Genomic DNA, 24384 nt, shown 5'->3' with positions numbered 1-24384 from the left:
TATGAATCGATCAAACTCAATTCATATCCCTCGCAACGACTGCATCGGGTCGTTGTCTCATGTGTATTCCGAACTGGTTAACGTAACTTTGGTCTTGGCACTGTAAAAAGGGAAGCGCTTGAGTTGAGGGCGGCCCCGGGTCGTTTGGATATTTGTAACAGACTATAGGCGTTTTGATCCGTCCAGTAAACTTGTCGCGCGTCATATCCAGTTGCCTCGCGACATAAGCCCGAGAGATTCCATCTGGCGCCAGCCAAGATAGCGGGTCGACCGTTCGCACCACAGCTCTGGTGCCGTCATCAACGCATCGTAATAGCTGTCGTATAGACTGCTATTGTTGAAATGCTCCTTGCGGTGTTTTTCCTCTTTGGATTTTTCGACAATCGTGTCGAGGAATTTCGTGTGCAGCAGCAGGCCCGAGAGCTTTTCCTGCTCTGCGTAGACCTCGTTCAGGCGCCGGGGCAGCAACGCATGTGTGGAGTTGAGGTAGGCGTAGCGCCTGTCCCAGCGGACCAGCGGGGTCTTGTTCATCGTAGGCGAGCGCTCTGGCCTGTCGCCAAAGAACATCCGTGCCCGTACGCCGCCTTGAATCCAGAGGTTCTTCAGCGGGTCCTGCATCTGGATCCGGTAGTTGCCCCGGTCGAACCATTCGAGCACATCGAATGGGTCTTGCCCGGCCTCGTAGCGCTGCGCGTTGACTGGCCCCTTGGGATACATGTCGATCATCATCGCTGCAAAGGAACGGGTGTCGCATTCGTCCAGCCACTCAGTCAGGGCCGGAAGGGGGCGTGTTTCCCAATGCGGATAGATCAGGATTTCGTCTGCATCGACGGTCAGGCACCAATGGTCATGACCATGGCGGATCATCAGCCAGGTCAGCCAGTCCAGCCCGAACCGTGAAAGCCGGTAGCTGTAGGAAGTGTGCCACAACGAGACGTCCGGCTGATCTGCGAGCAGCTCTTTGGTGCCATCGGTGCTGCCATTGTCGACGATCAGGAATTGCGTCACTCCCAACCGCCGGTAATGGTCGAGGAAAAACGGCAGGCGCAGGGCCTCGTTCCGAACGGTCGTGAAGACAAGGATGCCGTCGGACGGGATTGACCCGGTTCGATCAATGACGGGTTCAAGCTGCCGACGCTTGCGAAACGCCCTGAATAGCAACCTGCGCCGTTTCCATCGAAGCTTATACCCGGTCCAGAGGTCGTGCTGTGCCAGCTGGGTCATGGCCTAGCGCCCCGACGAAGATCGCATGGTCACTTGCGACGTTCTTGTCGGATGAGGGCATGTAGCCTGGGCGCTCCTTCCGGCAGGATAAACACGGCGAATATCTGGGTGCCGCGATTGGAAACCGGGACGCGACAAAACCCTGCCGATCAGAGCGAAGATCGACGCATCACGGCGTGATTTCGGTAGTGATCTCGGGCCTGCAGCAATCGCGCCTCTGCATGCCGCATTTCGGGAGAAAGAAGCGTGACGACGTCGACCACCGGGAAACGCTTTGATCGCGTCCGACCCGGATTGGCCGTCGTCGTCTGCAAGGTCGCCTCTTTTCACCGAGATGGGTTACTCCGCTGCTTTGTCGGTCGAAATGATCTCTGTCAGGTAGCGATGGAGATCGTCCCGCAATTCTTCCCGGGCAAGACCGAAGGACACGGTGGCCTGCAGGAACCCTGCCTTTGACCCACAATCGAAACGCTGGCCCCGGAAGCGAAAGCCGTAGACCCCGTCCTTTGAGCCGATTTCCTGAGCGATGGCGTCGGTCAGTTGAATCTCGCCACCCGAACCGGCGCGCATCTTGTTGAGGTTCTTCAGCACGTTGGGCGACAGGATGTAACGGCCGATCACGGCCAGGTTTGACGGCTCTGTTCCGGGGGCGGGTTTTTCGACCATCCCCTTGACCGAAACCTTTGATCCCATGTCTTCCTCGATATCCAGAACACCATAGGAGCTGGCCTTGGCGCGCGGAACTTCCATCGCAGCAACCATGTTGCCGCCAGTATCCTGATAGGCCTCGACCATCTGCTGAAGGCAGGGCACTTCACCGGCGATCACGTCATCGGGAAGCATCACGGCGAAGGGCTCGTCACCGATCAGGCGACGTGCGCACCAGACCGCGTGACCAAGCCCGAGCGCCTTGTGCTGGCGCAGATAGGCAATGGCGCCGGATTCCATGTTCGTGCTTTTCAGGATGTCGAGCAGATCGGTCTTGTTCTTCTTGCGCAGCTCGCTTTCCAGCTGTGGGGCCTGGTCGAAGTAATCTTCCAGCGCGCCCTTGCCACGCGACGTGACAAAGATGAATTCCTTGATCCCTGCGGCGCGCGCCTCGTCGATCGCGTATTGGATCAACGGCCGGTCAACCAAGGTCATGATTTCCTTCGGGACCGATTTCGTGGCCGGCAGGAAGCGGGTCCCAAGACCGGCAACGGGAAAAATCGCCTTTGTTACCTTGTTTCGCATGCAACTACTCCTGACCTTGTCAACTTGGATAAAATCCAGATGGCTTCTGGACCTTCTTAGTCGAACAATACCTAACATTCATACTCAAAAAGTGCCAATAATGCGGCTGTTTACCGGGGAATTGTGCCGAGCGCGGATCGAATTTGACACATTTGATGCAAATTGTTTCAGACCGAGCGGTATTTTGGCGACCGCCTTCGAAAACGTCTTAACCAAAATGCAATAACGTCAGAGGCGGCGCAAACTGACCGCCGCCTCTGGAATGTGGCGCATGTCAGGCCTTTTGCAGCGTGACACCGGGCGCGTAGGCAATGAAGAACGGGTTGGCAAAGCCTTCCTTGCCATAGGCAAGCGGCGTGTGATCATCGAACCGGACCACCTTGCCGCCAGCGCCTGCCAAAACGGCGTGGCCCGCAGCGGTATCCCACTCCATTGTCCGGCCGAGGCGCGGGTAAAGATCGGCCTCACCAGTCGCGACAAGGCAGAACTTCAGCGAGGATCCGGCGCTGGTCATGTCCTTGACATCGTATTTGCCAATATAGTCGTCGGTCGCCTGATCGCGATGAGACTTCGATGCAACGACCATCAGCGCGCTGTTGTCAGGATCGGTTACGCGAATGGGCTTGGTTTCGCCCGCAACGTCCTTGTTCAGCTCGCCGGTTTCCTCGACAGAGGCGCCCGCCGATCCGGTGTAGAACAGCCGCCCCTTGGCGGGCGCATAGACGACGCCGCGTGTCGGAACGCCGTCTTCGACCAGCGCGATGTTCACCGTGAAGTCGCCCCGGCGGTTGATGAATTCCTTGGTGCCGTCCAGCGGGTCGACGATCAGGAAGGTCTTGGCGTCGACAGTGTGGCTCGTCGCCTGTTCCTCGGTGACCAGCGCCACATCGGGGAACGCCGCTTTCAGCCCGGCCGAGATATGGGCATCAGCCGCCTCATCCGCGGCCGTCACCGGGCTGTCATCGGATTTCACCTTCACTTCGAAATCGTCGGCGTTGTAAATCTCCATGATGACATCGCCGGCTTCGAGAGCAAGTTTGCGCATTACGCTTGTCAGGGTTTCGTAGTTCAATTCCGGTCTCCTTCGGGTGCCCGCGCGATGTGATCTGCGGATTCATTGATTAGCAGGGTCTGCACCCTTATGATGTGCGCCAGTCGGAACGGCAAGAAGGCCGGGTTCCCGGCGTCCCAGCTGCTGGAGCACTGTGCTGATGTTTCAACAATCAAAACCGCGCTCCGTTTTCGGGTCCGCCATCAATATAGCAGAGCTGATTTACCACAGCAGTGTCAGATCCGTGCGCAAGACCCACGGCAATGCCTTCATGTCACTGTTCATCAACATGCTGCAAACGATCATCTTCGTGATGGCGTTCTATTTCATGTTTATCGTGCTGGGATTGCGTGGAATGGCAATTCGCGGTGATTTCATGGTCTACATCATGACCGGCGTCTTCCTGTTCATGACCCATGTAAAGACGTTGGGCGCCGTGTCGGGGGCCGAAGGCCCGACCAGCCCGATGATGCAGCACGCTCCGATGAACACAGCGATCGTGATCTGTTCGGCGATGCTGTCAGCGCTCTACATCCAGATCCTGTCTTTGTTCGTGATTCTGTTCGCCTATGACGTGCTGGTGAACCCAAACGTGATCGAGGACATTCACGACCCCGTTGGCTGCATGGCGATGCTTCTGCTGGCATGGTTCACCGGGGCCGCGATCGGCATGGTTCTGCTGGCCCTGCGCCCGTGGTTTCCGACGCCCGTCAGCATTATCAGCACGATTTATCAGCGCGCCAACATGATCGCCTCGGGCAAGATGTTCGTGGCCAATACGCTGCCGCCTGCCATGCTCTCGCTTTTTGACTGGAACCCGCTGTTTCACGCCATCGACCAGTCAAGGGGTTACGCGTTCATCGATTACAACCCGCGCAATTCAAACTGGGAATATGCGTTCTACCTCGGGGTGGTCCTGATCGTTCTTGGCCTGATGGGCGAATTCTACACCCGCAAGCGCGCCTCTGCATCCTGGGCGGCGCGCCGCTAAGCCTTGGCGAACTGCACCGGTCAGGTCACCACCCGCAGCGTCAGGTTGAGCCGCCCGCCTTGTGGCAAGAGGCTCGACGATCCAAAGCGGATTCGGTCCACGCCGTGATGCGTGAGCCGCGCCGCGCCGCCCATCACCACCACGTCGCCCGATTTCAGCCAAACAGATTCGGTCGAGCCCTTCCGTTCCTGGGTGCCCACCCGGAACAGACCCTCGTCACCCAAGGATACCGACACGACGGGACAGGTGAAATCGGCCTCGTCGCGGTCCTGGTGAAGTCCCATGCGTGCGCCCTCGCCATACCAGTTGACCAGACAGCATTCCGGCGACCGGCTGCTTTGCGACAGGTCGTTCCAGATATTCATCACCCGGTCGGGAATCGGAGGCCACGCCATGCCTTGCGGGTGCTCTTCCGCGTAGCGATACCCGCTACGGTCAGAGATCCAGCCAAATCGTCCGGCAGAGGTCATGCGGACCGACATTTTCTTGCCCCAGCGGGTCTCGGGCGAAAACAGGGGCGCGGCGGCGACGATTTCGCGAATGTCATTGACCAGTGCGTCCTGCGTTGGACGATCCAGATAGCCCTGATAGATGGCGAATTCGCGCAGCATAAGCGTGGGTTTCATATCGCCATTTCGACCAGTCCGCCCGCCGCGTGCAACGAAAATCGGAAAATTTTGCAGGCTCTGTCGGATTGCGGCGCTTGCAGCGTCAATTCCGCCTCCTTATATAGCCTGCGAAGCGCGGGTCAGGGTGGCCAACTCTGGCGCGTCCAAAACAAAGCGGGGCAGGGATGCCGTAACGGGTCCAGACCTCGTGTCATCGCCTTGAATAAGAAAGGGATCGCAACATGGCCAAAGTGATTGGTATCGACCTTGGGACCACCAACAGCTGCGTCGCCATCATGGATGGATCGCAGCCGCGCGTGATCGAAAACGCGGAAGGTGCACGCACCACACCTTCGATCGTCGCATTTACGGATGACGAGCGCCTCGTGGGCCAGCCCGCGAAACGGCAGGCTGTCACCAACCCGGAAAACACTGTTTTTGGCGTCAAGCGCCTCATCGGCCGCCGGAATGACGATCCGGATCTGGCCAAGGACCGCAAGAACATGCCGTTCGAAGTGATCGACGGCGGCAATGGCGACGCATGGGTGCGCGCCAAGGGTGAAAAATATTCGCCCAGCCAGATTTCGGCCTTCATCCTGCAAAAGATGAAAGAGACCGCTGAATCCTACCTTGGTGAAGAGGTCACACAGGCGGTCATTACCGTCCCTGCCTATTTCAACGACGCCCAGCGTCAGGCCACCAAGGATGCGGGCAAGATCGCCGGTCTTGAAGTTCTGCGGATCATCAACGAACCGACCGCCGCTGCCCTGGCCTATGGTCTGGACAAGAAAGAGACCCGCACCATCGCCGTTTATGACCTTGGTGGTGGTACATTCGACGTGACCATCCTCGAAATCGATGACGGTCTGTTCGAAGTGAAATCCACCAACGGTGACACGTTCCTTGGTGGTGAAGACTTTGACATGCGCATCGTCAACTACCTGGCGGACGCGTTCAAGAAAGAGCATCAGGTCGACCTGACTCAGGACAAGATGGCCCTGCAGCGCCTGAAAGAGGCGGCTGAAAAGGCCAAGATCGAACTGTCCAGCTCCAGCCAGACCGAGATCAACCAGCCGTTCATCTCGATGGGCGCCAACGGCCAGCCGCTTCACATGGTGATGAAGCTGACCCGTGCGAAGCTGGAAAGCCTCGTGGGTGATCTGATCAAGGCGTCGATGAAGCCCTGCGCTGCTGCGCTGAAAGACGCCGGTATCTCCACGTCCGAGATCGACGAGGTCGTTCTGGTTGGCGGTATGACCCGCATGCCCAAGGTCATCGAAGAGGTGACCAAATTCTTTGGCAAGGAGCCGCATAAGGGTGTGAACCCGGATGAGGTTGTGGCCATGGGTGCTGCCATTCAGGCCGGCGTTCTGCAAGGCGACGTCAAGGATGTTGTGTTGCTCGACGTGACCCCGCTGTCGCTGGGCATCGAGACGCTGGGTGGCGTGTTCACCCGCCTGATCGACCGCAACACCACGATCCCGACGAAGAAAAGCCAGATCTTCTCGACCGCCGAAGACAACCAGAACGCCGTGACGATCCGGGTGTTCCAGGGCGAACGTGAGATGGCGGCCGACAACAAGATCCTCGGCCAGTTCAACCTTGAGGACATCCCGCCCGCGCCGCGCGGTATGCCGCAGATCGAAGTGACTTTTGACATCGACGCCAACGGCATCGTGTCGGTATCCGCCAAGGACAAGGGTACCAACAAAGAGCACAAGATCACCATTCAGGCATCGGGCGGTCTGTCTGACGCTGACATCGAAAAGATGGTTCACGAGGCCGAAGAAAACGCCGAAGCCGACAAGGCCCGCAAGGAGCTTGTCGAGGCGAAAAACCAGGCGGAAAGCCTCATCCATTCGACCGAGAAATCGGTGGAAGAGCATTCCGACAAGGTCGACCCGACAACTGTCGAAGCGATCGAACTGGCAATTGCCGCGCTGAAGGACGAGATGGAAACCGAGAATGCGGACAAGATCCGCTCGGGCATTCAGAACGTCACTGAAGCGGCGATGAAGCTGGGCGAGGCGATCTACAAGGCGAGCCAGGCCGAAGGCGGGGACGAGCCGACTTCGGCAGATGAGGCCCATGGCGGCGGTGACGACGATATCGTCGATGCCGACTTCGAGGATCTCGACGACAGCAAGCGGGCCTAAGGCCGCGCCCGCGGAACATCTATGGGCCGGTCCGGATGCCGGACCGGCCCGTTTCGTTCCGCGATAAGGAGAACGACATGTCGAAACGCGACTATTATGATGTTCTCGGGATCAAGAAGGGCGCTGACGCGGACGAGATCAAGAAAGCCTACCGCAGAAAGGCCAAGGAACTACATCCCGACCGCAATGCCGACAATCCCGAGTCCGAAGGCCAGTTCAAGGAAGTGAACGAAGCCTACGAGGTCCTGAAGGATGCCGACAAGAAAGCCGCCTATGACAGGTTCGGCCACGCGGCCTTTGAGGGTGGCATGGGCGGCGGCGGTGGGCGTCCGGGTGGCGGGTTTCATCCCGGCCAGAACGGCGATTTTGCCAGCGCTTTCTCGGACGTTTTTGACGATCTCTTTGGCGACTTCATGGGTGGGGGTGGCCGGGGCGGACGTCAACGCGCCGCGCGCGGAGCCGACCTGCGCTACAATCTTCGGGTCACGCTGGAAGACGCTTACAGCGGCTTGCAGAAAACCATCAACGTGCCGACCTCGGTGCAATGTGATGCCTGCGACGGGTCCGGAGCCGAAGGCGGGGCGGAGCCCACGACATGCCCCACATGTTCCGGCATGGGAAAGGTGCGGGCCCAGCAGGGTTTCTTTACCGTCGAGCGGACCTGCCCGACCTGTTCCGGCCTTGGCCAGATCATCAAGAACCCTTGCACCAAATGCGGTGGCAATGGTCGGATTCAGAAAGAGCGCGCGCTGAGCGTCAATATTCCCGCAGGTGTCGAAACCGGCACGCGGATACGGCTTGCCGGTGAGGGTGAGGCGGGGATGCGCGGGGGCCCTCCCGGAGATCTTTATATCTTCATCGAAGTGGCGCCGCATGACATCTTTGAACGGGACGGCAACAACCTGTTTTGCCGGGTTCCGGTCGCGCTGACAGCCGCCGCTCTTGGCGGGGATATCGAGGTGCCGACGATCGACGGCGGCCGAAGCCGGGTGAAGATCCCGGCGGGTAGCCAATCCGGTCGGCAGATGCGTCTGCGCAGCAAGGGCATGCCCGGATTGCGTGGCGGACCCTCCGGCGACATGTTCATCGAGCTTGCCGTGGAAACGCCAGTCAACCTGACGAGCCGTCAGAAAGAACTGCTGCGCGAATTCGAAAACCTGAGCGAAGAGAATAACCCGGAATCCTCGACCTTCTTCAAATCGGTCAAGAACTTCTGGGATTCGATGAAAGGCTGAGACTGGCCGATTTCATGAACAAGGACCGGCAGGGCAGCCCCTTGCCGGTCCTTTTTTTTGTGGCTGCTCAGCCGGTCAGATCTTAAGGAACGGTTGCGCCAGACGTGGCAACCAGCCTTTGAAACGCAGTGGCGCATCGGTCACCGCAAGGCAGATGCAATCCTCGGAAATATCCGCGATCGGGGTGTGTTCGACATCCGCATCGGCAGCTTCGACATCACCGCGTGCAAAACGTGCGGTTTCGTCCTCGAACGCGCCCTGCAATACCAGCGTCAGTTCCATGCCCGAATGCCCGTGATTCGGAACTGCGGTGCCCGCAGGGATGTATAGCAACCGGGCGGTTGCTTCGGGGCCGGTTGGCAGGATCGCCTGCTTCACGCCCATACCGACGGGCCGCCATTTCACCTCTGCCAGCGAGCCGCCGACATAGTCGGACAGCGGCACCGGCAGGGCGGGATCACGGCTTAGCCTCGGTGCAACCGGAACCCCGGATCCTATCCGCGCCAATGTTTGCTCGAAACTTCCCGGTGACAGGCTTTCGCCCGGCCCGTCGCCGATCAGGCTGCCCCCAATGGCGTCAATGCTCTCGGCAGCGGCGCGGCATTCGTCGCACATGGAGATATGCGCCGCGATTATCAGGTCGAACGCCTCTGGCAGCGTCCCAGCCGAATAACGCATCAGCATATCGTCGGGAATATGATGCTTTATCATGGTCATCGTCACTTCATTGCATGGCGCAAACGGTCGAGCGCCAGTCTGATTCGGGATTTGATCGTGCCGAGAGGCAGGCCCGTCTGTTCGGCAATCTCGCTGTGGCTGAGATCCCCGAAATAGGCTTTTTCGATCAGTTCACGCTGTTTCGCGGGCAAGGCCAAGATGGCACGCCCCAGCTGTTCGCTTTCCTGTTGCAGTCCAAGAACCTCGTCCTGGTCGGGCTCTGCTTCGGGGCCCCAGGTCAGATCTTCTGGCTCGGGGCGGCGTTGTTTGCGGATCAGGTCGATCTTGCGGTTCCGCGCGATCGTGAAGATCCAGGTCGCCACACTCGCGCGGCTTGGATCGAACAGATGCGCTTTGCGCCAAAGCGTCGCCATGACGTCCTGGGCGCATTCTTCGGCGAGGGCCGCATCCGTGCCGCCGCGCATCACGAAACCCTTCACGCGGGGGGCGAAGTATTCGAACAGTTCGCGAAATGCCTCTTGGTCCTGCGCGTCCCGAATGCGGCGCACGTGATCTACCCAATCGGCTCTGTCGCTGCGAACTGTCCTTGTCACACACACGTTCTCCGGCACTACAAAGCCTGCCACCACACGCGACGCGGATCCGCGAAAGGCGTGCTGCGGCTGTATTCGTTGATGTTCGACGTTGCTTAGCATGCGTTGAATACGCCTGTCAGGGCCAGTCGGATCACGGGGGCGCATTTTTCTTTGCATCCAATCGGGGTGCCGGGCCGTACCTCACATACCCGTAATTTATATGAGTGGATGCCACATGCCTTTCGAAGCCCGCCCTGCCACCCCCCGCAAAGTCGCCGTCATCGGGGCTGGCATCTCTGGGATGGGGGCCGCGCATTTCCTGTCCGACACCGCTCGCGTGACCTTGTTCGAGGCGGGCCCAAAGCTTGGTGGCCACGCACGCACCATCGTGGCTGGTAGGCGCGGCGACCAGCCGGTGGATACGGGATTTATCGTTTTCAACTACGCCAACTACCCGACGCTGAAAAAGCTGTTTGCGCGGCTCGATGTGCCGGTCGTCAAAAGCAACATGAGCTTTGCGGCCTCGCTCCGCGACGGGAAAATCGAATATGGCCTCGCGAACATGGCATCGCTCTTTGCGCAGCGATCCAATCTTATGCGGCCGCGCTTCATAGGCATGGTGCGGGACATCATGCGGTTCAATGCGCGCGCGCTGTCCGTTGCGACAGACCGAACGCAGCCGTTGCGGGATTTTCTTGCACAGTTGCAGACGGGCGATTGGTTCAGAGATTACTACCTTCTCCCGCTATCTGGTGCGATCTGGTCAACGCCAACCGACAGGATTCTTGATTTTCCGGCCCATGCGCTGGTGCAGTTTTTCGAAAATCACGCTTTGCTCAGCCATACTGGGCAGCATCAGTGGTGGACGGTGAAGGGCGGTTCGGTTGAATATGTCCGTCGGCTGGAAAACTCGCTGCGCAGGCGCGGCGTGTCTTTGCGCCCGTCGACATTCATTGCCGGGGTCAGACGCACGCCGCTTGGTGTGGAGGTTCGGGCCGAAGGTGGCGAGTGGGAACGGTTTGACGACGTAATCTTCGCCACGCATTCCGATGACACGCTCAGGCTATTGTCGGATGCCAGCCCGGACGAGCAAGCCGCGCTAGGGGCGATACGGTATCAGCCCAACAGCGTGACTTTGCACGCCGACGCTTCCATCATGCCGCGCAGGCGGGCCTGTTGGTCGTCGTGGAATTACGCCGAAGGGGCGTCGCGCGATTTTGACAGGATCGACCTGACCTACTGGATGAACAGCCTTCAGGACATCCCGCAGGATGATCCGGTGTTCGTGACGCTGAATTCCACCCGCCCGATCCGGGAGGAGTTGATTTACGATCAGACGACCCTGCGCCACCCTGTCTTCGACCTTGCCGCGTTGAAGGCGCAGGACGAAGTGCGCAGGCTGAACGGGACGCGCAACACTTGGTTCACTGGCGCCTGGATGCGTCATGGCTTTCACGAGGATGGGTTGAAATCCGCGCTGGATGTCGCGCAGGCAATCCGGGCCCGAGACGCGGTTGACCAGGTCGCATGAGCCGCGTTGAACATATCCCGGGCCACACGTTTCATGGCCGCAAGGGCGCGGTAGAGAACGGGTTTCGCTATTCGGTCGACTACGTTCTGGTGGACCCCGAAGCCATCCCGGACGGCCCGCGGCTCTTTTCGATGGGCCGCGCAAACCTGACCTCGATGCACCAAAGCGATCATGGCGGCGCGCCGAAACGGGGGCGCGGGGCCGCGTGGGTGCGCGAGGTTTTGGCGGCACACGGGACGGGCCTCACTGGGCCGCTTTTGCTGATGGCGCAGCCGCGCGTATTGGGGCACGTCTTCAACCCGGTCAGCTTTTGGCTTTGCCACGATGAGGGTGGAGTGTTGCGGGCGGTGATCGCAGAGGTCACCAACACGTTTGGCGACCGCCACAGCTATCTTGTGCGCCACGAGGATGGCGCCGCGATCACGGCGCAGGACCGGTTGAAAGCCGTGAAACTGCTGCATGTTTCGCCGTTTCAGCCGGTGGAGGGTGGATATGTCTTTCGGTTCGATATTCGCGAAGACCATATCGGCATCTGGATCGACTACACGGCAGGCGATGGCGGGCTGATCGCCACGCTGACCGGCCCGCGCCTCCCGCTGACCAATCGCGGTATTCTGACGGCGTGTCTGCGGCGACCTTTCGGCTCTCGCCGGGTATTGGGACTGATCCATTGGCAGGCGCTGAAGCTGTGGTGGAAAGGGGCGAAATATCGCAATCGGCCATCCCCTCCGGCGGCAGAAGTGTCGGCCTGCGAAGATTCATCCCCTGCCAGAAAGGCCTCGTGATGCGGGACTGGACCGGAAAACGCTATTGGTTGATCGGCGCCTCCGAAGGCCTGGGCCGCGCTTTGGCGATGAAAATGAGCGAAGCGGGCGCAGAGCTTGTTCTGTCCGGCCGCCGGCAGGAGCCGTTGCAGGCGCTGGCGTCCGAGCTTCCCGGCAATGCGCAGGTCCAGACGGTGGATGTTGCAGATCAATCCTCTGTGGATGAGGCAATCAAGGCCATAGGCGAGATTGACGGTCTGGTCTTTCTGGCCGGTGTCTACTGGCCGATGGACGCAAAGGAATGGGATCTGGACCACGGCGTCGCCATGGCGGATGTCAATTTCACCGGCCAGTTCCGGGTTCTGGGGCAAGTCGTACCCGCGATGGTGGCCAGGGGCACGGGCCATATCGTGCTGACGGCGAGCCTGTCGGCCTTTCGCGGTTTGCCGGGGGCGATCGGCTATTCCGCGTCAAAGGCCGGCATCCTCGCTCTGGCAGAATCGATGCGCTGTGACCTGCGCAGGACCGGCGTGGCGGTACAGGTCGTCAATCCCGGCTTCATCCGCACAAGGCTGACCGAGAAGAACGATTTCAACATGCCCTTCCTGATGGAGCCGGAGGAGGCAGCGGCGCAGATGTTCGCCCATATGAACAGCCGGGCCTTCAAGCGCAGCTTTCCGCGGCTCTTCTCGCTTGTGGTCCGCGCCAGCCAGCTGATGCCGGACTGGTTGTATTTCCGGATATTCGGTTAGGCATTTCTTGCGTAGGATCAAAGACAGCTGCGCCTCAGGGATGCGATGTCCTGTGTGACGTGCAGGAATGAAGGAGACGCACATGTTGGATATCAGTACGCGAAAGGTTGCCCAGATCATTGTCATGTCGCGGGAGTTGAACCGCGCCGAAGGCGAATTGCGCGCGTTCATCGATACGCTGAACGAAGATGAACAGGCAGAGCTTGTGGCCCTGATGTGGATCGGTCGCGGCAGCTTCGAGGTGGACGATCTGCAAGAGGCGATCGCAACCGCGAAGCAGGAAGCGACGACGCCCACGGCCGATTACCTGATCGGCACGCCCCATCTTTCGGATCATCTGGAGAGCGCGCTTGAAGCATTGGGAATTTCGGCTTCGGACGAAGAAGACGAGGTGATGTAGGCGTCAGCGCAGCGAACGACCCTTGACAATGGCATCGGGGCCGAACCGCGCGCGGATCTTGTCCGTCGCCCGCTCTGCCTGTCCGCGCTTGGCGGCACCGGTGTCCAAAAGATCGGGCGCGCGGTCTGCATCGATTTCGGGAACAAGGTCAGAAATGCCCGTGCCGATAAGCCGGTAAGGCCCCACGCTGCCCACTTGGTCAAACAAGCCCCGCGCGGACCGGTAGATCGAGTCGGCCATCTGCGTGGCATCGCGCAATGTGGTGCGCCGGGAAATCAGCGAAAAATCCGCCCGTTTCAGCTTTAGCGTCACGGTGCGCCCTGCGAGCTCTTTCGCCTTTGCCCGGTCAGCGACCTTTTGCGACATCCGCCAAAGGTGACCGTCCAGAATATCCGGGTCCGAGGTGTCCTCGTGGAACGTGGTCTCGTTCGAGATCGATTTCATCGGCGTATGCGCCGATACGCGGCGCCGGTCCTCCCCACGTGCAAGATGCCAGAGCCTGTCGCCCATGGACCCGAATCGCGCCTGCAGGTCACGGCGTTCCCATCGCAGCAAGTCGTCAAAGGTCCGTATCCCCGCCTTTTCAAGTGCGCCCTGAGCGGCCTGGCCGACCCCCCATATCATCCGCACCGAACGTGGCCGCAGGAACGCCTCTGTCCCCGCTTTGTCGATCACAGAAAACCCATGCGGTTTGTCGAGGTCCGAGGCGACCTTTGCCAGAAACTTGTTATGCGACAAGCCGATTGAACCGGTAAGCCCCAGCTCGTTGCGCATCCTGCGCACCAGCCGCGCCAGCATCACCGCCGGTGGTGCGCCATGCAGGCGTTCCGTGCCGGTCAGGTCAAGAAACGCTTCGTCCAGCGACAGGGGTTCGATCGATGGCGTCAGTTCGTCCATCATGGCCCGTATCGCGCGGCTTGCCTCGACATAGGCAGACATGCGCGGTTTGACGACAATCGCCTCCGGGCAAAGCTTCAGCGCCTGGAACATCGGCATCGCTGAACGCACGCCCTTGATGCGCGCGATATAGCAGGCGGTCGACACAACGCCGCGCCGCCCACCGCCGATGATGACAGGCTTGCCTTCAAGTTCGGGATTGTCGCGCTTTTCGACGCTTGCGTAAAAGGCATCACAGTCCATATGCGCGATGGAAAGGTCAAAAAGTTCATCGTTTTGCACAACGCGGCGGCTGTGGCAGGCCGGGCAGCGCTTTCCTGCATCAAATCTTGTCAGGCAATCGCGGCAAAGCGCGGGCATGGTCGCTATTCCGGGTGAGAGTTGTTATCAGCGTCGTCGGGGCCCCTTGTAACAGAAGCGACATGCCGGACGACACCAATTTCATCGGGGCAAAGCTGATCCCGTTCATCGGGGAGCGATTGCTCGTCATTCGAAGGGATTACACCAAGGGCATCCCCTGGCCGGGGTTCCTTGATTTTCCGGGTGGCGGACGCGAGCAAGACGAAAGCCCGGAAGTCTGCGCGCTTCGCGAAACCAGCGAGGAGGTCGGTCTGACCCTCGATTCCGGGGACATCGTGTGGCGGAATATGCTGGAACGGCCGAGTGGGCGGACATGGTTCTTTGTCGCGCGTTTGCCAGAGGGCGCCGAGGCGCAGATCACCTTTGGCGATGAAGGTCTGGGCTGGGGATTGATGGAGCCGGAGGAATATCTGTCGCGTTCCGATGCCATCCCGCATTTCCGCGATCAGGTGGCACATTACCTCGCAACACAGAAAGACGCCTGAAGGTCAGGAGGCGCGCCGCCCCGAAAGCTGCGTCTTCCAGCGCGGTTGCGGGGTGACACTGCTGGTGTGGGCGTGTGCGCTGCGCCGGGACAGCATCGCATTGCCACGAACCAGATCCCTGAGCGCCACGCGGGTCAGACCGCCGGTGATTATCCGGTAGGATGTGTTCATCGGCGCGTGAAACGCGCTGGCCACGTGAACGAGCGTCTTGCCGACATGCAGGGTGACGAGCGCCTCGAAACATTGGCTGGCCGCGTTGTATGTGACGTCACTGATCTGGGCGAGGGGATTTTGCATCGTTCCGGACTCCTGAGCCTGAATTATGATGCGTTAACGCCGTTTTGCCGCGTTTTGTTCCCCCTGCGCCCGTAAAGTGCCCGTCAGCGAAGCTCGTCCACGATGGATCGCGCGGCATCGGCAGGGCTTTTCGCCTGCCAGACGGGGCGTCCGACAACGATGTGATCCGCGCCCGCGTCGACGGCGCTGCGTGGCGTGGCGATCCGCTTCTGATCTCCCTTGTCGGACCCGGTCGGGCGCACGCCGGGCGTGACGATCAGGCGGTCCGTTGCCTCGGGCAGGGCGCGGATCAGGGCGGCCTCGTGCGGGCTGGCGATAACGCCATCGGCCCCGGCCTCAAGGGCGCGTGCGGCGCGCTCTGCCACGAGGTCGGGCAACGCGCCGTCCCGGATCATGCAGGCGTCAAGATCAGCGCGGTCAAGCGACGTCAGAATCGTGACGGCAAGGATCTTCATGTCGCTGCCCGCCGCGCCTTCGCGCGCCGCGCGGACCACGTGCGGATCACCATGCACGGTCAGGAAATCCAGATCGAACTGTGCCAGACCGCGCACAGCCGCCTCGACCGTGGCGCCGATGTCAAACAGCTTCATGTCGAGGAATATGCGCTTGCCCTGCTCCTGTTTCAGCTCGTTGGCCAGCGCCAGCCCGCCGCCTGTCAGCATGCCAAGCCCGATCTTGTAAAAGGAGACGGTATCCCCCAGCGTTTTTGCCAGCTCCAGCCCCTGCACGGCGTTTGGCACGTCAAGGGCGACGATGAGGCGGTCATCGGACATGGGGTAACCTTTCATTTGCTGAATTCGGGTCCTTTTCCGGCAGGCCAGAGCCGAGGTCAAGGAAACTTGCACGTCGTCGTGGCAAGAACGCGGGCAAACGCCGCGAGGACGTGGCCGAATTTGACCCGTATCAAGGACTGCGTTGGGCCAGCCGCTAGTTTGGGGTTGGGCCGGGGGCAGGCAGGCATGACGGCAGGCGCCTGAACGTCACAATGGGTGACAGGCGGGCTTTGCATTCAGGACCGGAGATGTTTCGTCGTGAAGTACTTGAAACAGAGCGGGAACGTCTCCACCTTATTCCCGAAGGCCCGAAAAGTCGTGTGCTGCATTGCAGGCATGGTCGAGTTGGGCGCTTAACAAAGGAGAGACACGATGAACTTGGAGAAGTTCACCGAGCGGGCGCGCGGGTTCATTCAGGCCGCGCAGACGATCGCGATGCGGGAAAGCCACCAACGGCTTAGCCCGGAACATATTCTCAAGGCTTTGATGGATGACGATCAAGGGTTGGCCAGCAACCTGATCAAGAGCGCGGGCGGTGCGCCCGAGCGTGTCGTTCAGGCCCTGGAACTGGCGCTGGCGAAGATCCCGAAAGTGTCCGGTGACGCGGGGCAGGTCTATCTGGACAGCACCACCGGCAAGGTTCTGGACGAGGCCGAGAAGCTGGCGAAGAAGGCCGGTGACAGCTTTGTCCCGGTGGAGCGTATGCTGACCGCCCTGGCCTTGGTGAAATCTGCGGCCAAAGATGCGCTGGAAGCGGGCGCTGTGACGCCGCAGGCGCTGAACGGGGCGATCAATGACATCCGCAAGGGCCGGACGGCTGACAGTGCTTCGGCCGAAGAGGGTTATGACGCGCTGAAGAAATACGCGCTGGACCTGACGGAGCGCGCCCGCGAGGGCAAGATCGACCCGATCATCGGCCGTGACGAAGAAATTCGCCGCGCCATGCAGGTGCTGAGCCGCCGTACCAAGAACAACCCGGTTCTGATTGGCGAGCCCGGCGTCGGTAAGACCGCAATCGCCGAAGGCCTTGCCTTGCGCATCGTCAATGGCGATGTCCCTGAAAGCCTGCTTAACAAGCGGCTCTTGTCGCTCGACATGGGGGCGTTGATTGCTGGTGCGAAATATCGCGGCGAGTTCGAGGAGCGGCTGAAGGCGGTGCTGTCAGAGGTTACCGCAGCTGCTGGCGAGATCATTCTGTTTATCGACGAGATGCACACGCTGGTCGGTGCGGGCAAGGCGGATGGTGCGATGGACGCCTCCAACCTGCTGAAACCTGCCTTGGCGCGGGGTGAGTTGCATTGCGTGGGTGCCACGACGCTGGACGAGTACCGCAAGCATGTGGAAAAGGACGCAGCCCTTGCCCGCCGGTTCCAGCCGTTGATGGTTGAGGAACCGACCGAGCAGGACACGATCTCGATCCTGCGGGGCATCAAGGAGAAATACGAGCTGCACCACGGTGTGCGTATTTCCGACGCCGCGCTTGTGGCTGCTGCGACGCTGTCGCATCGCTATATCACCGACCGGTTCCTGCCCGACAAGGCCATCGACCTTGTGGACGAAGCGGCCAGCCGTCTGCGCATGGAAGTCGACAGCAAGCCCGAAGAGCTGGACCAGTTGGACCGCAACATCCTGCAGATGCAGATCGAGGCGGAAGCGCTGAAGAAAGAGGACGACACCGCCTCGCGCGACCGGCTGGAAAAGCTGGAAAAGGATCTGGCCGAGTTGCAGGAGCAATCTGCCGAGATGACTGCGAAGTGGCAGGCTGAACGCGACAAGCTCGCCTCTGCCCGGGATCTCAAGGAGAAGCTGGACCGGGCTCGTGCCGAGCTGGAGATTGCCAAGCGGAACGGCGATCTGGCGAAAGCCGGGGAGCTTTCCTACGGGGTGATCCCGCAGCTGGAAAAACAGCTGAACGAGGCCGAGACACAGCAGCAGGACGGCGTCATGGTCGAAGAGGCCGTGCGCCCTGAACAGATCGCGCAGGTGGTTGAACGCTGGACCGGCATTCCGACATCGAAGATGCTGGAAGGTGACCGTGAAAAGCTGCTGCGGATGGAGGATGACCTTCATCGCCGCGTGGTCGGCCAGAATGCAGCGGTCAAGGCGGTCGCGAACGCGGTGCGCCGCGCGCGTGCGGGCCTGAATGACGAGAACCGGCCGCTTGGGTCGTTCCTGTTCCTCGGGCCGACGGGTGTTGGTAAGACAGAACTGACGAAGGCCGTGGCGGAGTTCCTGTTTGACGATGACAACGCGATGGTTCGCATCGACATGTCAGAGTTCATGGAAAAGCATTCCGTCGCCCGTCTGATCGGCGCGCCTCCGGGCTATGTCGGTTATGACGAAGGCGGTGTGCTGACCGAGGCCGTACGGCGACGTCCCTATCAGGTGGTGCTGTTTGACGAGGTCGAAAAGGCGCATCCGGATGTCTTCAACGTGCTGTTGCAGGTGCTTGACGACGGTGTGCTGACCGATGGGCAGGGCCGGACCGTGGATTTCAAGCAGACGCTGATCATTCTCACGTCGAACCTCGGGTCGCAGGCGCTTAGCCAATTGCCCGACGGCGCGGATGGCGCGCAGGCAAAGCGGGATGTGATGGATGCAGTGCGGGCCCATTTCCGCCCTGAATTCCTGAACCGTCTGGACGAGACGATCATCTTCGACCGCCTCAAGCGCGAGGACATGACCGAAATCGTCGAGATTCAGTTGCGCCGTCTGCTCAAGCGACTGGTTGGGCGCAAGGTCACGCTCGAAGTCGATGATGCCGCGAAGACGTGGCTGGCGGATGAGGGCTATGATCCGGTCTTTGGTGCGCGTCCTTTGAAGCGGGTGCTTCAGCGGGCGTTGCAGGATCCGCTGGCCGAGATGCTTTTGTCGGGTGACGTTGTCGATGGGTCCACGATCCCGGTAAGCGCCGGGGTGGATGGTCTTATAATCGGTGACCGGGTCGGAGCCTCTAACCGGCCCAAGCCGGATGACGCGGTGGTCCACTAAAACAAGTTGAAAGCGCGCCGGGTGGACCGGCGCGTTTTCTTTATTTCGGCAAAAGCACTGTATCTACCCGATGGATCACACCATTCGAGGCCATGATATCTGCCTGGGTGACGCGGGCGTTGTTGACCTTGACCCCATGCCGTCCGTCAATATGCACGTCTTGGCCCTGCACGGTCGCCACACTGGTGCGCGTTCCGGCCAACTGGTCGGATGTCACGGCGCCGGGCACCACGTGGTAGGTCAGTACACTGACCAGCATATCTTTGTTTTCCGGCATCAACAGCGACTCGACCGTGCCTGCGGGCAGCTTTTCGAATGCGGCATTGGTCGGCGCGAAGACCGTAAACGGCCCCGGCCCCTTCAATGTATCAACAAGATCGGCAGCGGTGACTGCGGCGACCAGCGTCGCGAATTGTTCGTTCGAGGCCGCAATATCAACAATATCAGGCTGTCCGCCCCCCATGGGCGCGCAGGCGGACACGGCAAGCGAGAGGCCTGCAGCACTGGCAAGGCCAAAGAAAGTACGACGTTTCATGAATGTTTCCTCCAATAGAATGTAGGTGCGGCGCCCCATCTCTGAGGCGCCGTTTGACGCGACAGGCGCGCTTACTTGGGCATGATGACCTTGTCGATCACGTGGATGACGCCGTTGGAGGCTTCAATGTCCGGCGTCACGACGTTGGCGTCATTCACCATCACGCCGCCTTCGGTCTTGATGGTGACATTGTCGCCCTGAACCGAGGCCGCCATCATGTTGTCAGACAGATCGCCCGACATCACTTTGCCCGGCACGACATGATAGGTCAGGATCTCGGTCAGCTGGTCCTTGTTTTCGGGCAGAAGCAAGGTTTCAACAGTGCCTTCGGGCAGTGCGGCGAAGGCGTCATCGGTCGGTGCGAAGACCGTGAAGGGACCGTCGCCTTTCAGGGTATCGACAAGACCCGCGGCCTCTACGGCGGCGACGAGTGTCGTAAAGCTGCCGGCCTCGACAGCTGTGTCGACGATATCCTTGGAATGGCCTCCGGCGAAAACCGGGGCTGCGATCAGGGCGGCTGCGGTCAGGCTCAGGCAAGTTCTGCGAAACATCGAAATTCCTCCAGGTGAACTGTGGTTCAAGACAATGCCGTCACTGGCATCGAGTTGGTTACGGGCCGTGGAGGCGGTCAGTTCACCGGGGATTCTTGCCGGGCAGGTTTGACATCAGGCGGGGCGGCACTAAGCCCGCGCCGCCGTTTGTTTCCAATCACATCTTTGTGTCGGGACGTGCGCGCCCCGTGACTTTAATCCATACCGACAGCGGTTCGCGCAAGCTGATCCAGAAGGGCTTCGACCTCTTTCATCGGGCCATCAGGAAAGCTGCGATAGCCGATGGTCGTCTGCGTCGGGCTGTCGGGGCTTTGCATCACGAAGATCCCGTAGGGGCAGAACTGGATGTTCATCGGGTCAGCCTCCATCACCTTGCGTGACAGGGTGGCCGAGCAGAAGGACATCACGTCTGCATGCGCATAAAGCGTTGTATCTGAGCCGACATCGGCGCGGGTTCGTTCCAGCATGTCGCCGACATGGCTGACAGAATCAATCACGAGGCCCGCATCCAGAATGGCGCTTTCCAAGCCAAAGCTGACATCCTCGAAGCTTTGTTCGACAGTGTAGGTGACCGGGTCGTCCGCAAGCGCCATGCCTGCGGTCATCACGGCGGCGGTGAACGGGATCAGCTTGGGGGTCATGGTGTCTCCTCCATCTATCATGACGGGCAGGCTTGCCCGCAGGGTGGTATTTGTCCAGTCTGACAGCAACTGTCGAGGACGCCTTGACGAGGATCAAGCTGGGAGAGTTCTATGAGCTTCACAATGACGACGTTGGAACTGCTCGCCGTGGCCTTTATCGGGCTGCTCGGACTGATGGGGCTCGTGGTGGTGGTTTTCTTCGTGATCGACCGGTCACAGAAAGGCGACGCCATTCGCCGAAACTATCCGGTGATCGGACGGTTCCGGCACCTCTTTACGGAGCTTGGCGAGTTCTTCCGTCAGTATTTCTTTGCGATGGACCGCGAGGAAATGCCGTTCAACCGCGCGCAGCGAAATTGGGTGGAGCGTGCGGCAGTCGGTAAAAGCAACATGGTGGCCTTTGGATCGACCCGCAGCCTGAACGTGCCGGGCACGACCATCTTCATGCCGTCCGCCTTCCCTCCGCTGGATGACCAGTTCGCAGCCACCATGCCGATGGTGATCGGGCCGCATTGCCGGCAGCCGTATAGCGCCAAGTCGATCTTCAATATCTCGGGGATGAGCTATGGCGCGATTTCAAAGCCTGCGGTTCGGGCACTGTCACGCGGGGCGGCCCATGCCGGGATCTGGATGAACACCGGCGAGGGCGGGCTTTCGCCGTTTCATCTGGAGGGCGGGTGCGACATCGTCTTTCAGATCGGCACGGCGAAATATGGCGTGCGGGACGCCACGGGCAATCTGGACGACGACAAGCTGCGAGAGATTGCAGCACATGAAAATGTCCGCATGTTCGAGCTGAAGATGAGTCAGGGCGCCAAGCCCGGCAAGGGCGGCATCCTGCCCGGCAGCAAGATCTCCCCTGAGATTGCCAAGATCCGCGGGATTCACCCCGGAGAGGACAGCATCTCGCCCAACCGGCACCGCGAAGTACAGGATTTCGGACAGCTACTGGACCTGATCGGCCACATTCGCGAAGTTACGGGCAAGCCGGTGGGCTTCAAGACCTGCATCGGCTCATCGGATCCGTTCGTGGAGCTGTTCGAATTAATCAACCAGCGTGGCCCGGAAAGCGCGCCGGATTTCATCACCATTGACGGGGGCGAAGGCGGGACGGGTGCGGCGCCCATGCCGTTGATGGATCTGGTTGGTATGCCTCTGCGGGAAGCACTGGTGAAAATGGTCGATCTGCGCGACCGTCACCATCTGAAGGAACGTATCCGCATGGTGGCCAGTGGCAAGCTGGTCAATCCCGGTGACGTGGCCTGGGCGCTGTGTGCGGGCGCGGATTTCGTGACTTCCGCGCGCGGCTTCATGTTCTCTTTGGGGTGCATTCAGGCCATGCGCTGTGACCGGAACACCTGTCCGACAGGGATCACCACGCATGATGCCGGTCTGCAAAAGGGTCTGGTGGTCGAGGAGAAAGAACACCGGGTCGCGCATTACGCGCGCTCTGTCATCCACGAGGTCGAGACGATTGCCCATTCGGTCGGCGTGGCCGAGCCGCGCCTGATGCGCCGCCGCCATGTTCGTCTGGTCCAAGCGGATGGGCGATCCGTGGCGATGAACACGCTGACCCCAAGTTACAATGCCGGCACGCCTTCGTGAAACGATGTTGTTTTGAGAGACGGACCATTTCGACTACACCGTCTTGAAGATCTTTAGGAGAACTCGATGGCCGGACGCTGGATAAACAAACTGACACATGCTGACGTGACGCCCGAAGCGGCGTTTCTGAACCGGCGCCAGATCATCGCCGGGGCGGCTGGCCTTGGACTTGGGACCATGATCTCGCCCGCTATGGCGCAAGAGGCCGGGGACCTCACGCCCAACACGTGGGAAGAGATCACCCAGTACAACAACTATTATGAGTTCGGCACCGGCAAGGAAGACCCCGCCAAATACGCCGACCAGCTGACCATTGCGCCCTGGACCGTCAAGATCGACGGTCTTGTTGATCGTCCCGGCGACTATGCGTTCGACGAGATCATGTCACAAATGACGGTTGAGGAACGCATCTACCGTTTCCGCTGTGTCGAGGCGTGGTCGATGGTCGTGCCGTGGAATGGTTTCGAACTTGCAGACCTTCTGGCGCTGGCCGGCGTTCAGGAGGGCGGGAAATACGTGGCCTTCGAAACCCTGCACCGGCCCGAAGAGATGCCGGGCGCCCGCTACCCGGTGCTTGACTGGCCCTATGTCGAAGGATTGCGGCTGGACGAGGCACTGCATCCGCTCACTATAATGGCGACGGGTATCTACGGCCGTGACATCCCGATACAGAACGGTGCTCCGCTGCGCCTTGTCGTGCCGTGGAAATACGGATTCAAATCGATCAAGTCCGTGGTGCGGATCACCGTGACAGACGATGAACCGCCCACCAGCTGGAACAAGGCCAATGCAAGCGAATACGGTTTCTATTCGAACGTGAACCCGACTGTGGATCACCCTCGATGGACGCAGGCGTCCGAACGCCCCATCGGTGGCGGGCTGTTTGCCAAGCGGCAGCCAACGTTGATGTTCAACGGGTACGAAACAGAGGTGGCCGCGCTTTATGAGGGCATGGACCTCAAGGCGAACTTCTGAGGCATATCGTATGACACTGGTTGATCGGTTCAACGCAGCGGCGCGTAGCGTGCCCACCGCACCTGTATATGCGCTCGCCGTTCTGCCGGGGGTCTGGTTCTTCTATCTGGGCCTGACCGGGGGGCTGGGCGTGGAGCCGATCAAGGCGCTCGAACACAAGCTGGGCGAGCTTGCGCTTCAGTTTCTTGTCGCGGGCCTGGCGGTGACGCCACTTCGCCGCCAACTGGGCGTCAATCTTCTGAAGTTCCGCCGCATGCTGGGCCTCGTGGCCTTCTTCTATGTCGTGGCACATCTTCTGGTCTGGTTGGTGCTTGATGTGCAGCTTCTTGGTCAGATCTGGGCCGACATTCTGAAGCGCCCCTATATTACTGTTGGGATGGTGGGCTTCTTGCTGCTTGTCCCGCTCGCCCTGACGTCCAACAACTGGTCGGTGCGCAAACTGGGACCAACTTGGCGCAAGCTGCACAAGCTTACATATGGCGCAGTCCTGTTGGGCGCGCTCCATTATGTGATGCTCGTAAAGGGGTTTCAGATCGAGCCATTGATGTATCTGGCGACGATACTGGCTCTTCTCGCGCTCAGAGTTCGCATTCCGCTTAGAAAAGCGGCGGCCTGAGGGGCGTCAGGCGATGGAATGGGCGCTCTGAGAAGCTCTGATTTCATCGAAAACGCACCTTCACCCAAAAAATCTTCCTTTTCGCCCCCCATTTTCGGCCCTGATGGGCCCCCGAGTCTGCTGCAATGCGTGAATCGCCGGGGCGAGTCGCAGCAATTTTCAAGGTCGAGTCGCGGCGTCTTGGGGGTAAGTCTGTGGGTAACCCAACATCTTGTTTCGCTTTGTGCCGCATTGCAGCGATTCCGCCCTGGTGAAAGCCCCGTCGTGAACGCATTAACAGCGGAAATCCGAGCGTCTGCGGAAAATGTTGTCGAGCAACTACCTGTAAATAAACAGAAAAACAGACAATCCGAAAAAAGATGCGGTTTCTTCAAAAAACTGCTTGCGGGCATCGTCAACTAACCGTAGAACCCCCTTCACCGGCGGCGCTGAGGCGCTAACGGGACGCCGGACGGGGCGG

24 protein-coding genes are annotated in these 24384 nt (G+C 60.1%); 12 read left to right on the top strand and 12 right to left on the bottom strand.

The features are described from left to right. Window positions 1-201: 201 nt before the first annotated feature. The 3 genes from EDD52_RS03975 to cysQ form a co-directional block, all read right to left on the bottom strand. Window positions 202-1224: a glycosyltransferase family 2 protein gene (locus EDD52_RS03975; protein WP_132242099.1), complete on the bottom strand. Its 1023-nt coding sequence runs from the start codon at window positions 1222-1224 to the stop codon at window positions 202-204. Window positions 1225-1563: 339 nt separating this feature from the next. Continuing rightward, on the bottom strand, window positions 1564-2457 hold the full coding sequence (locus EDD52_RS03970; protein WP_132242097.1) for a UTP--glucose-1-phosphate uridylyltransferase: 894 nt from the start codon (window positions 2455-2457) through the stop codon (window positions 1564-1566). Window positions 2458-2731: 274 nt separating this feature from the next. Next, window positions 2732-3529: a 3'(2'),5'-bisphosphate nucleotidase CysQ gene (cysQ, locus tag EDD52_RS03965; RefSeq protein WP_132242095.1), complete on the bottom strand. Its 798-nt coding sequence runs from the start codon at window positions 3527-3529 to the stop codon at window positions 2732-2734. A gap of 139 nt (window positions 3530-3668) precedes the next feature. On the opposite strand from cysQ, the gene EDD52_RS03960 reads away from it, so the two are divergent. Continuing rightward, complete coding sequence (locus EDD52_RS03960; protein ID WP_132242093.1) at window positions 3669-4499, top strand: ABC transporter permease; 831 nt, start codon at window positions 3669-3671, stop codon at window positions 4497-4499. A gap of 20 nt (window positions 4500-4519) precedes the next feature. On the opposite strand, the gene EDD52_RS03955 is transcribed toward EDD52_RS03960, so the two are convergent. Continuing rightward, window positions 4520-5125 carry an alpha-ketoglutarate-dependent dioxygenase AlkB family protein gene (locus EDD52_RS03955; protein WP_132242091.1) on the bottom strand — a complete coding sequence of 202 codons (606 nt, stop codon included), beginning with the start codon at window positions 5123-5125 and terminating at the stop codon, window positions 4520-4522. A gap of 224 nt (window positions 5126-5349) precedes the next feature. Between EDD52_RS03955 and dnaK the strand changes: the two genes are divergently transcribed. Beyond that, complete coding sequence (gene dnaK / locus EDD52_RS03950; RefSeq protein WP_132242089.1) at window positions 5350-7263, top strand: molecular chaperone DnaK; 1914 nt, start codon at window positions 5350-5352, stop codon at window positions 7261-7263. Between the two features lie 77 nt (window positions 7264-7340). Next, window positions 7341-8498 carry a molecular chaperone DnaJ gene (dnaJ, locus tag EDD52_RS03945; RefSeq protein WP_132242087.1) on the top strand — a complete coding sequence of 386 codons (1158 nt, stop codon included), beginning with the start codon at window positions 7341-7343 and terminating at the stop codon, window positions 8496-8498. Window positions 8499-8573: 75 nt separating this feature from the next. On the opposite strand, the gene EDD52_RS03940 is transcribed toward dnaJ, so the two are convergent. After that, complete coding sequence (locus EDD52_RS03940; protein WP_132242085.1) at window positions 8574-9215, bottom strand: ChrR family anti-sigma-E factor; 642 nt, start codon at window positions 9213-9215, stop codon at window positions 8574-8576. 2 nt (window positions 9216-9217) lie between these two features. Next, window positions 9218-9769, bottom strand: a complete 552-nt coding sequence (locus EDD52_RS03935) for a sigma-70 family RNA polymerase sigma factor (protein ID WP_243651829.1) — start codon at window positions 9767-9769, stop codon at window positions 9218-9220. 217 nt (window positions 9770-9986) lie between these two features. Here EDD52_RS03935 and EDD52_RS03930 point away from each other — a divergent pair, with 217 nt between their 5' ends. From EDD52_RS03930 to EDD52_RS03915, 4 genes are all read left to right on the top strand, one after another. After that, a complete protein-coding gene (locus EDD52_RS03930) occupies window positions 9987-11282 on the top strand; it encodes an NAD(P)/FAD-dependent oxidoreductase (RefSeq protein WP_132242081.1) in 1296 nt (431 codons plus the stop codon). Beyond that, window positions 11279-12067: a DUF1365 domain-containing protein gene (locus tag EDD52_RS03925; RefSeq protein ID WP_132242079.1), complete on the top strand. Its 789-nt coding sequence runs from the start codon at window positions 11279-11281 to the stop codon at window positions 12065-12067. The genes EDD52_RS03930 and EDD52_RS03925 overlap by 4 nt, the downstream gene beginning before the upstream one ends. Next, complete coding sequence (locus EDD52_RS03920) at window positions 12067-12798, top strand: SDR family NAD(P)-dependent oxidoreductase (protein ID WP_132242077.1); 732 nt, start codon at window positions 12067-12069, stop codon at window positions 12796-12798. The genes EDD52_RS03925 and EDD52_RS03920 overlap by 1 nt, the downstream gene beginning before the upstream one ends. Before the next feature lie 82 nt (window positions 12799-12880). Continuing rightward, window positions 12881-13198, top strand: a complete 318-nt coding sequence (locus tag EDD52_RS03915; protein ID WP_132242075.1) for a DUF3775 domain-containing protein — start codon at window positions 12881-12883, stop codon at window positions 13196-13198. A 3-nt stretch (window positions 13199-13201) separates the two neighbouring features. On the opposite strand, the gene EDD52_RS03910 is transcribed toward EDD52_RS03915, so the two are convergent. Next, the gene (locus EDD52_RS03910; RefSeq protein WP_132242073.1) at window positions 13202-14455 is read right to left on the bottom strand and encodes a DNA polymerase IV; all 1254 of its coding nucleotides are present in this window, start codon (window positions 14453-14455) and stop codon (window positions 13202-13204) included. Window positions 14456-14517: 62 nt separating this feature from the next. Here EDD52_RS03910 and EDD52_RS03905 point away from each other — a divergent pair, with 62 nt between their 5' ends. Next, window positions 14518-14940: an NUDIX domain-containing protein gene (locus EDD52_RS03905; RefSeq protein ID WP_132242071.1), complete on the top strand. Its 423-nt coding sequence runs from the start codon at window positions 14518-14520 to the stop codon at window positions 14938-14940. Between the two features lie 3 nt (window positions 14941-14943). Here EDD52_RS03905 and EDD52_RS03900 read toward each other — a convergent pair whose 3' ends face one another. Beyond that, entirely contained in the window at window positions 14944-15237 is a 294-nt protein-coding gene (locus EDD52_RS03900) for an orotidine 5-phosphate decarboxylase (protein ID WP_132242069.1), read from the bottom strand. 83 nt (window positions 15238-15320) lie between these two features. Next, window positions 15321-16010 carry an orotidine-5'-phosphate decarboxylase gene (gene pyrF / locus EDD52_RS03895; RefSeq protein WP_132242067.1) on the bottom strand — a complete coding sequence of 230 codons (690 nt, stop codon included), beginning with the start codon at window positions 16008-16010 and terminating at the stop codon, window positions 15321-15323. 372 nt (window positions 16011-16382) lie between these two features. Here pyrF and clpB point away from each other — a divergent pair, with 372 nt between their 5' ends. Continuing rightward, the gene (gene clpB / locus EDD52_RS03890) at window positions 16383-19001 is read left to right on the top strand and encodes an ATP-dependent chaperone ClpB (protein WP_132242065.1); all 2619 of its coding nucleotides are present in this window, start codon (window positions 16383-16385) and stop codon (window positions 18999-19001) included. Between the two features lie 40 nt (window positions 19002-19041). On the opposite strand, the gene EDD52_RS03885 is transcribed toward clpB, so the two are convergent. The 3 genes from EDD52_RS03885 to EDD52_RS03875 all read right to left on the bottom strand — a co-directional run bounded on the left by EDD52_RS03885 (window position 19042) and on the right by EDD52_RS03875 (window position 20728). Further along, the gene (locus tag EDD52_RS03885) at window positions 19042-19536 is read right to left on the bottom strand and encodes a fasciclin domain-containing protein (RefSeq protein WP_132242063.1); all 495 of its coding nucleotides are present in this window, start codon (window positions 19534-19536) and stop codon (window positions 19042-19044) included. 71 nt (window positions 19537-19607) lie between these two features. Next, entirely contained in the window at window positions 19608-20087 is a 480-nt protein-coding gene (locus EDD52_RS03880) for a fasciclin domain-containing protein (RefSeq protein WP_132242061.1), read from the bottom strand. A 194-nt stretch (window positions 20088-20281) separates the two neighbouring features. Then, the gene (locus EDD52_RS03875; protein WP_243651828.1) at window positions 20282-20728 is read right to left on the bottom strand and encodes a DUF302 domain-containing protein; all 447 of its coding nucleotides are present in this window, start codon (window positions 20726-20728) and stop codon (window positions 20282-20284) included. Window positions 20729-20839: 111 nt separating this feature from the next. On the opposite strand from EDD52_RS03875, the gene EDD52_RS03870 reads away from it, so the two are divergent. The 3 genes from EDD52_RS03870 (at window position 20840) to msrQ (ending at window position 23924) form a co-directional block, all read left to right on the top strand. Then, a complete protein-coding gene (locus EDD52_RS03870) occupies window positions 20840-22333 on the top strand; it encodes an FMN-binding glutamate synthase family protein (protein WP_132242059.1) in 1494 nt (497 codons plus the stop codon). Between the two features lie 66 nt (window positions 22334-22399). Continuing rightward, window positions 22400-23308 carry a protein-methionine-sulfoxide reductase catalytic subunit MsrP gene (gene msrP / locus EDD52_RS03865; protein ID WP_132242057.1) on the top strand — a complete coding sequence of 303 codons (909 nt, stop codon included), beginning with the start codon at window positions 22400-22402 and terminating at the stop codon, window positions 23306-23308. Between the two features lie 10 nt (window positions 23309-23318). Further along, a complete protein-coding gene (gene msrQ, locus EDD52_RS03860) occupies window positions 23319-23924 on the top strand; it encodes a protein-methionine-sulfoxide reductase heme-binding subunit MsrQ (RefSeq protein ID WP_132242055.1) in 606 nt (201 codons plus the stop codon). Window positions 23925-24384 lie beyond the last annotated feature (460 nt).

The organism is Primorskyibacter sedentarius (assembly GCF_004342065.1).
Lineage (GTDB): Bacteria > Pseudomonadota > Alphaproteobacteria > Rhodobacterales > Rhodobacteraceae > Primorskyibacter > Primorskyibacter sedentarius.
The sequence above is the reverse complement of the archived record's forward strand: the minus strand, read 5'-3'. Positions and strand labels throughout refer to the sequence as shown.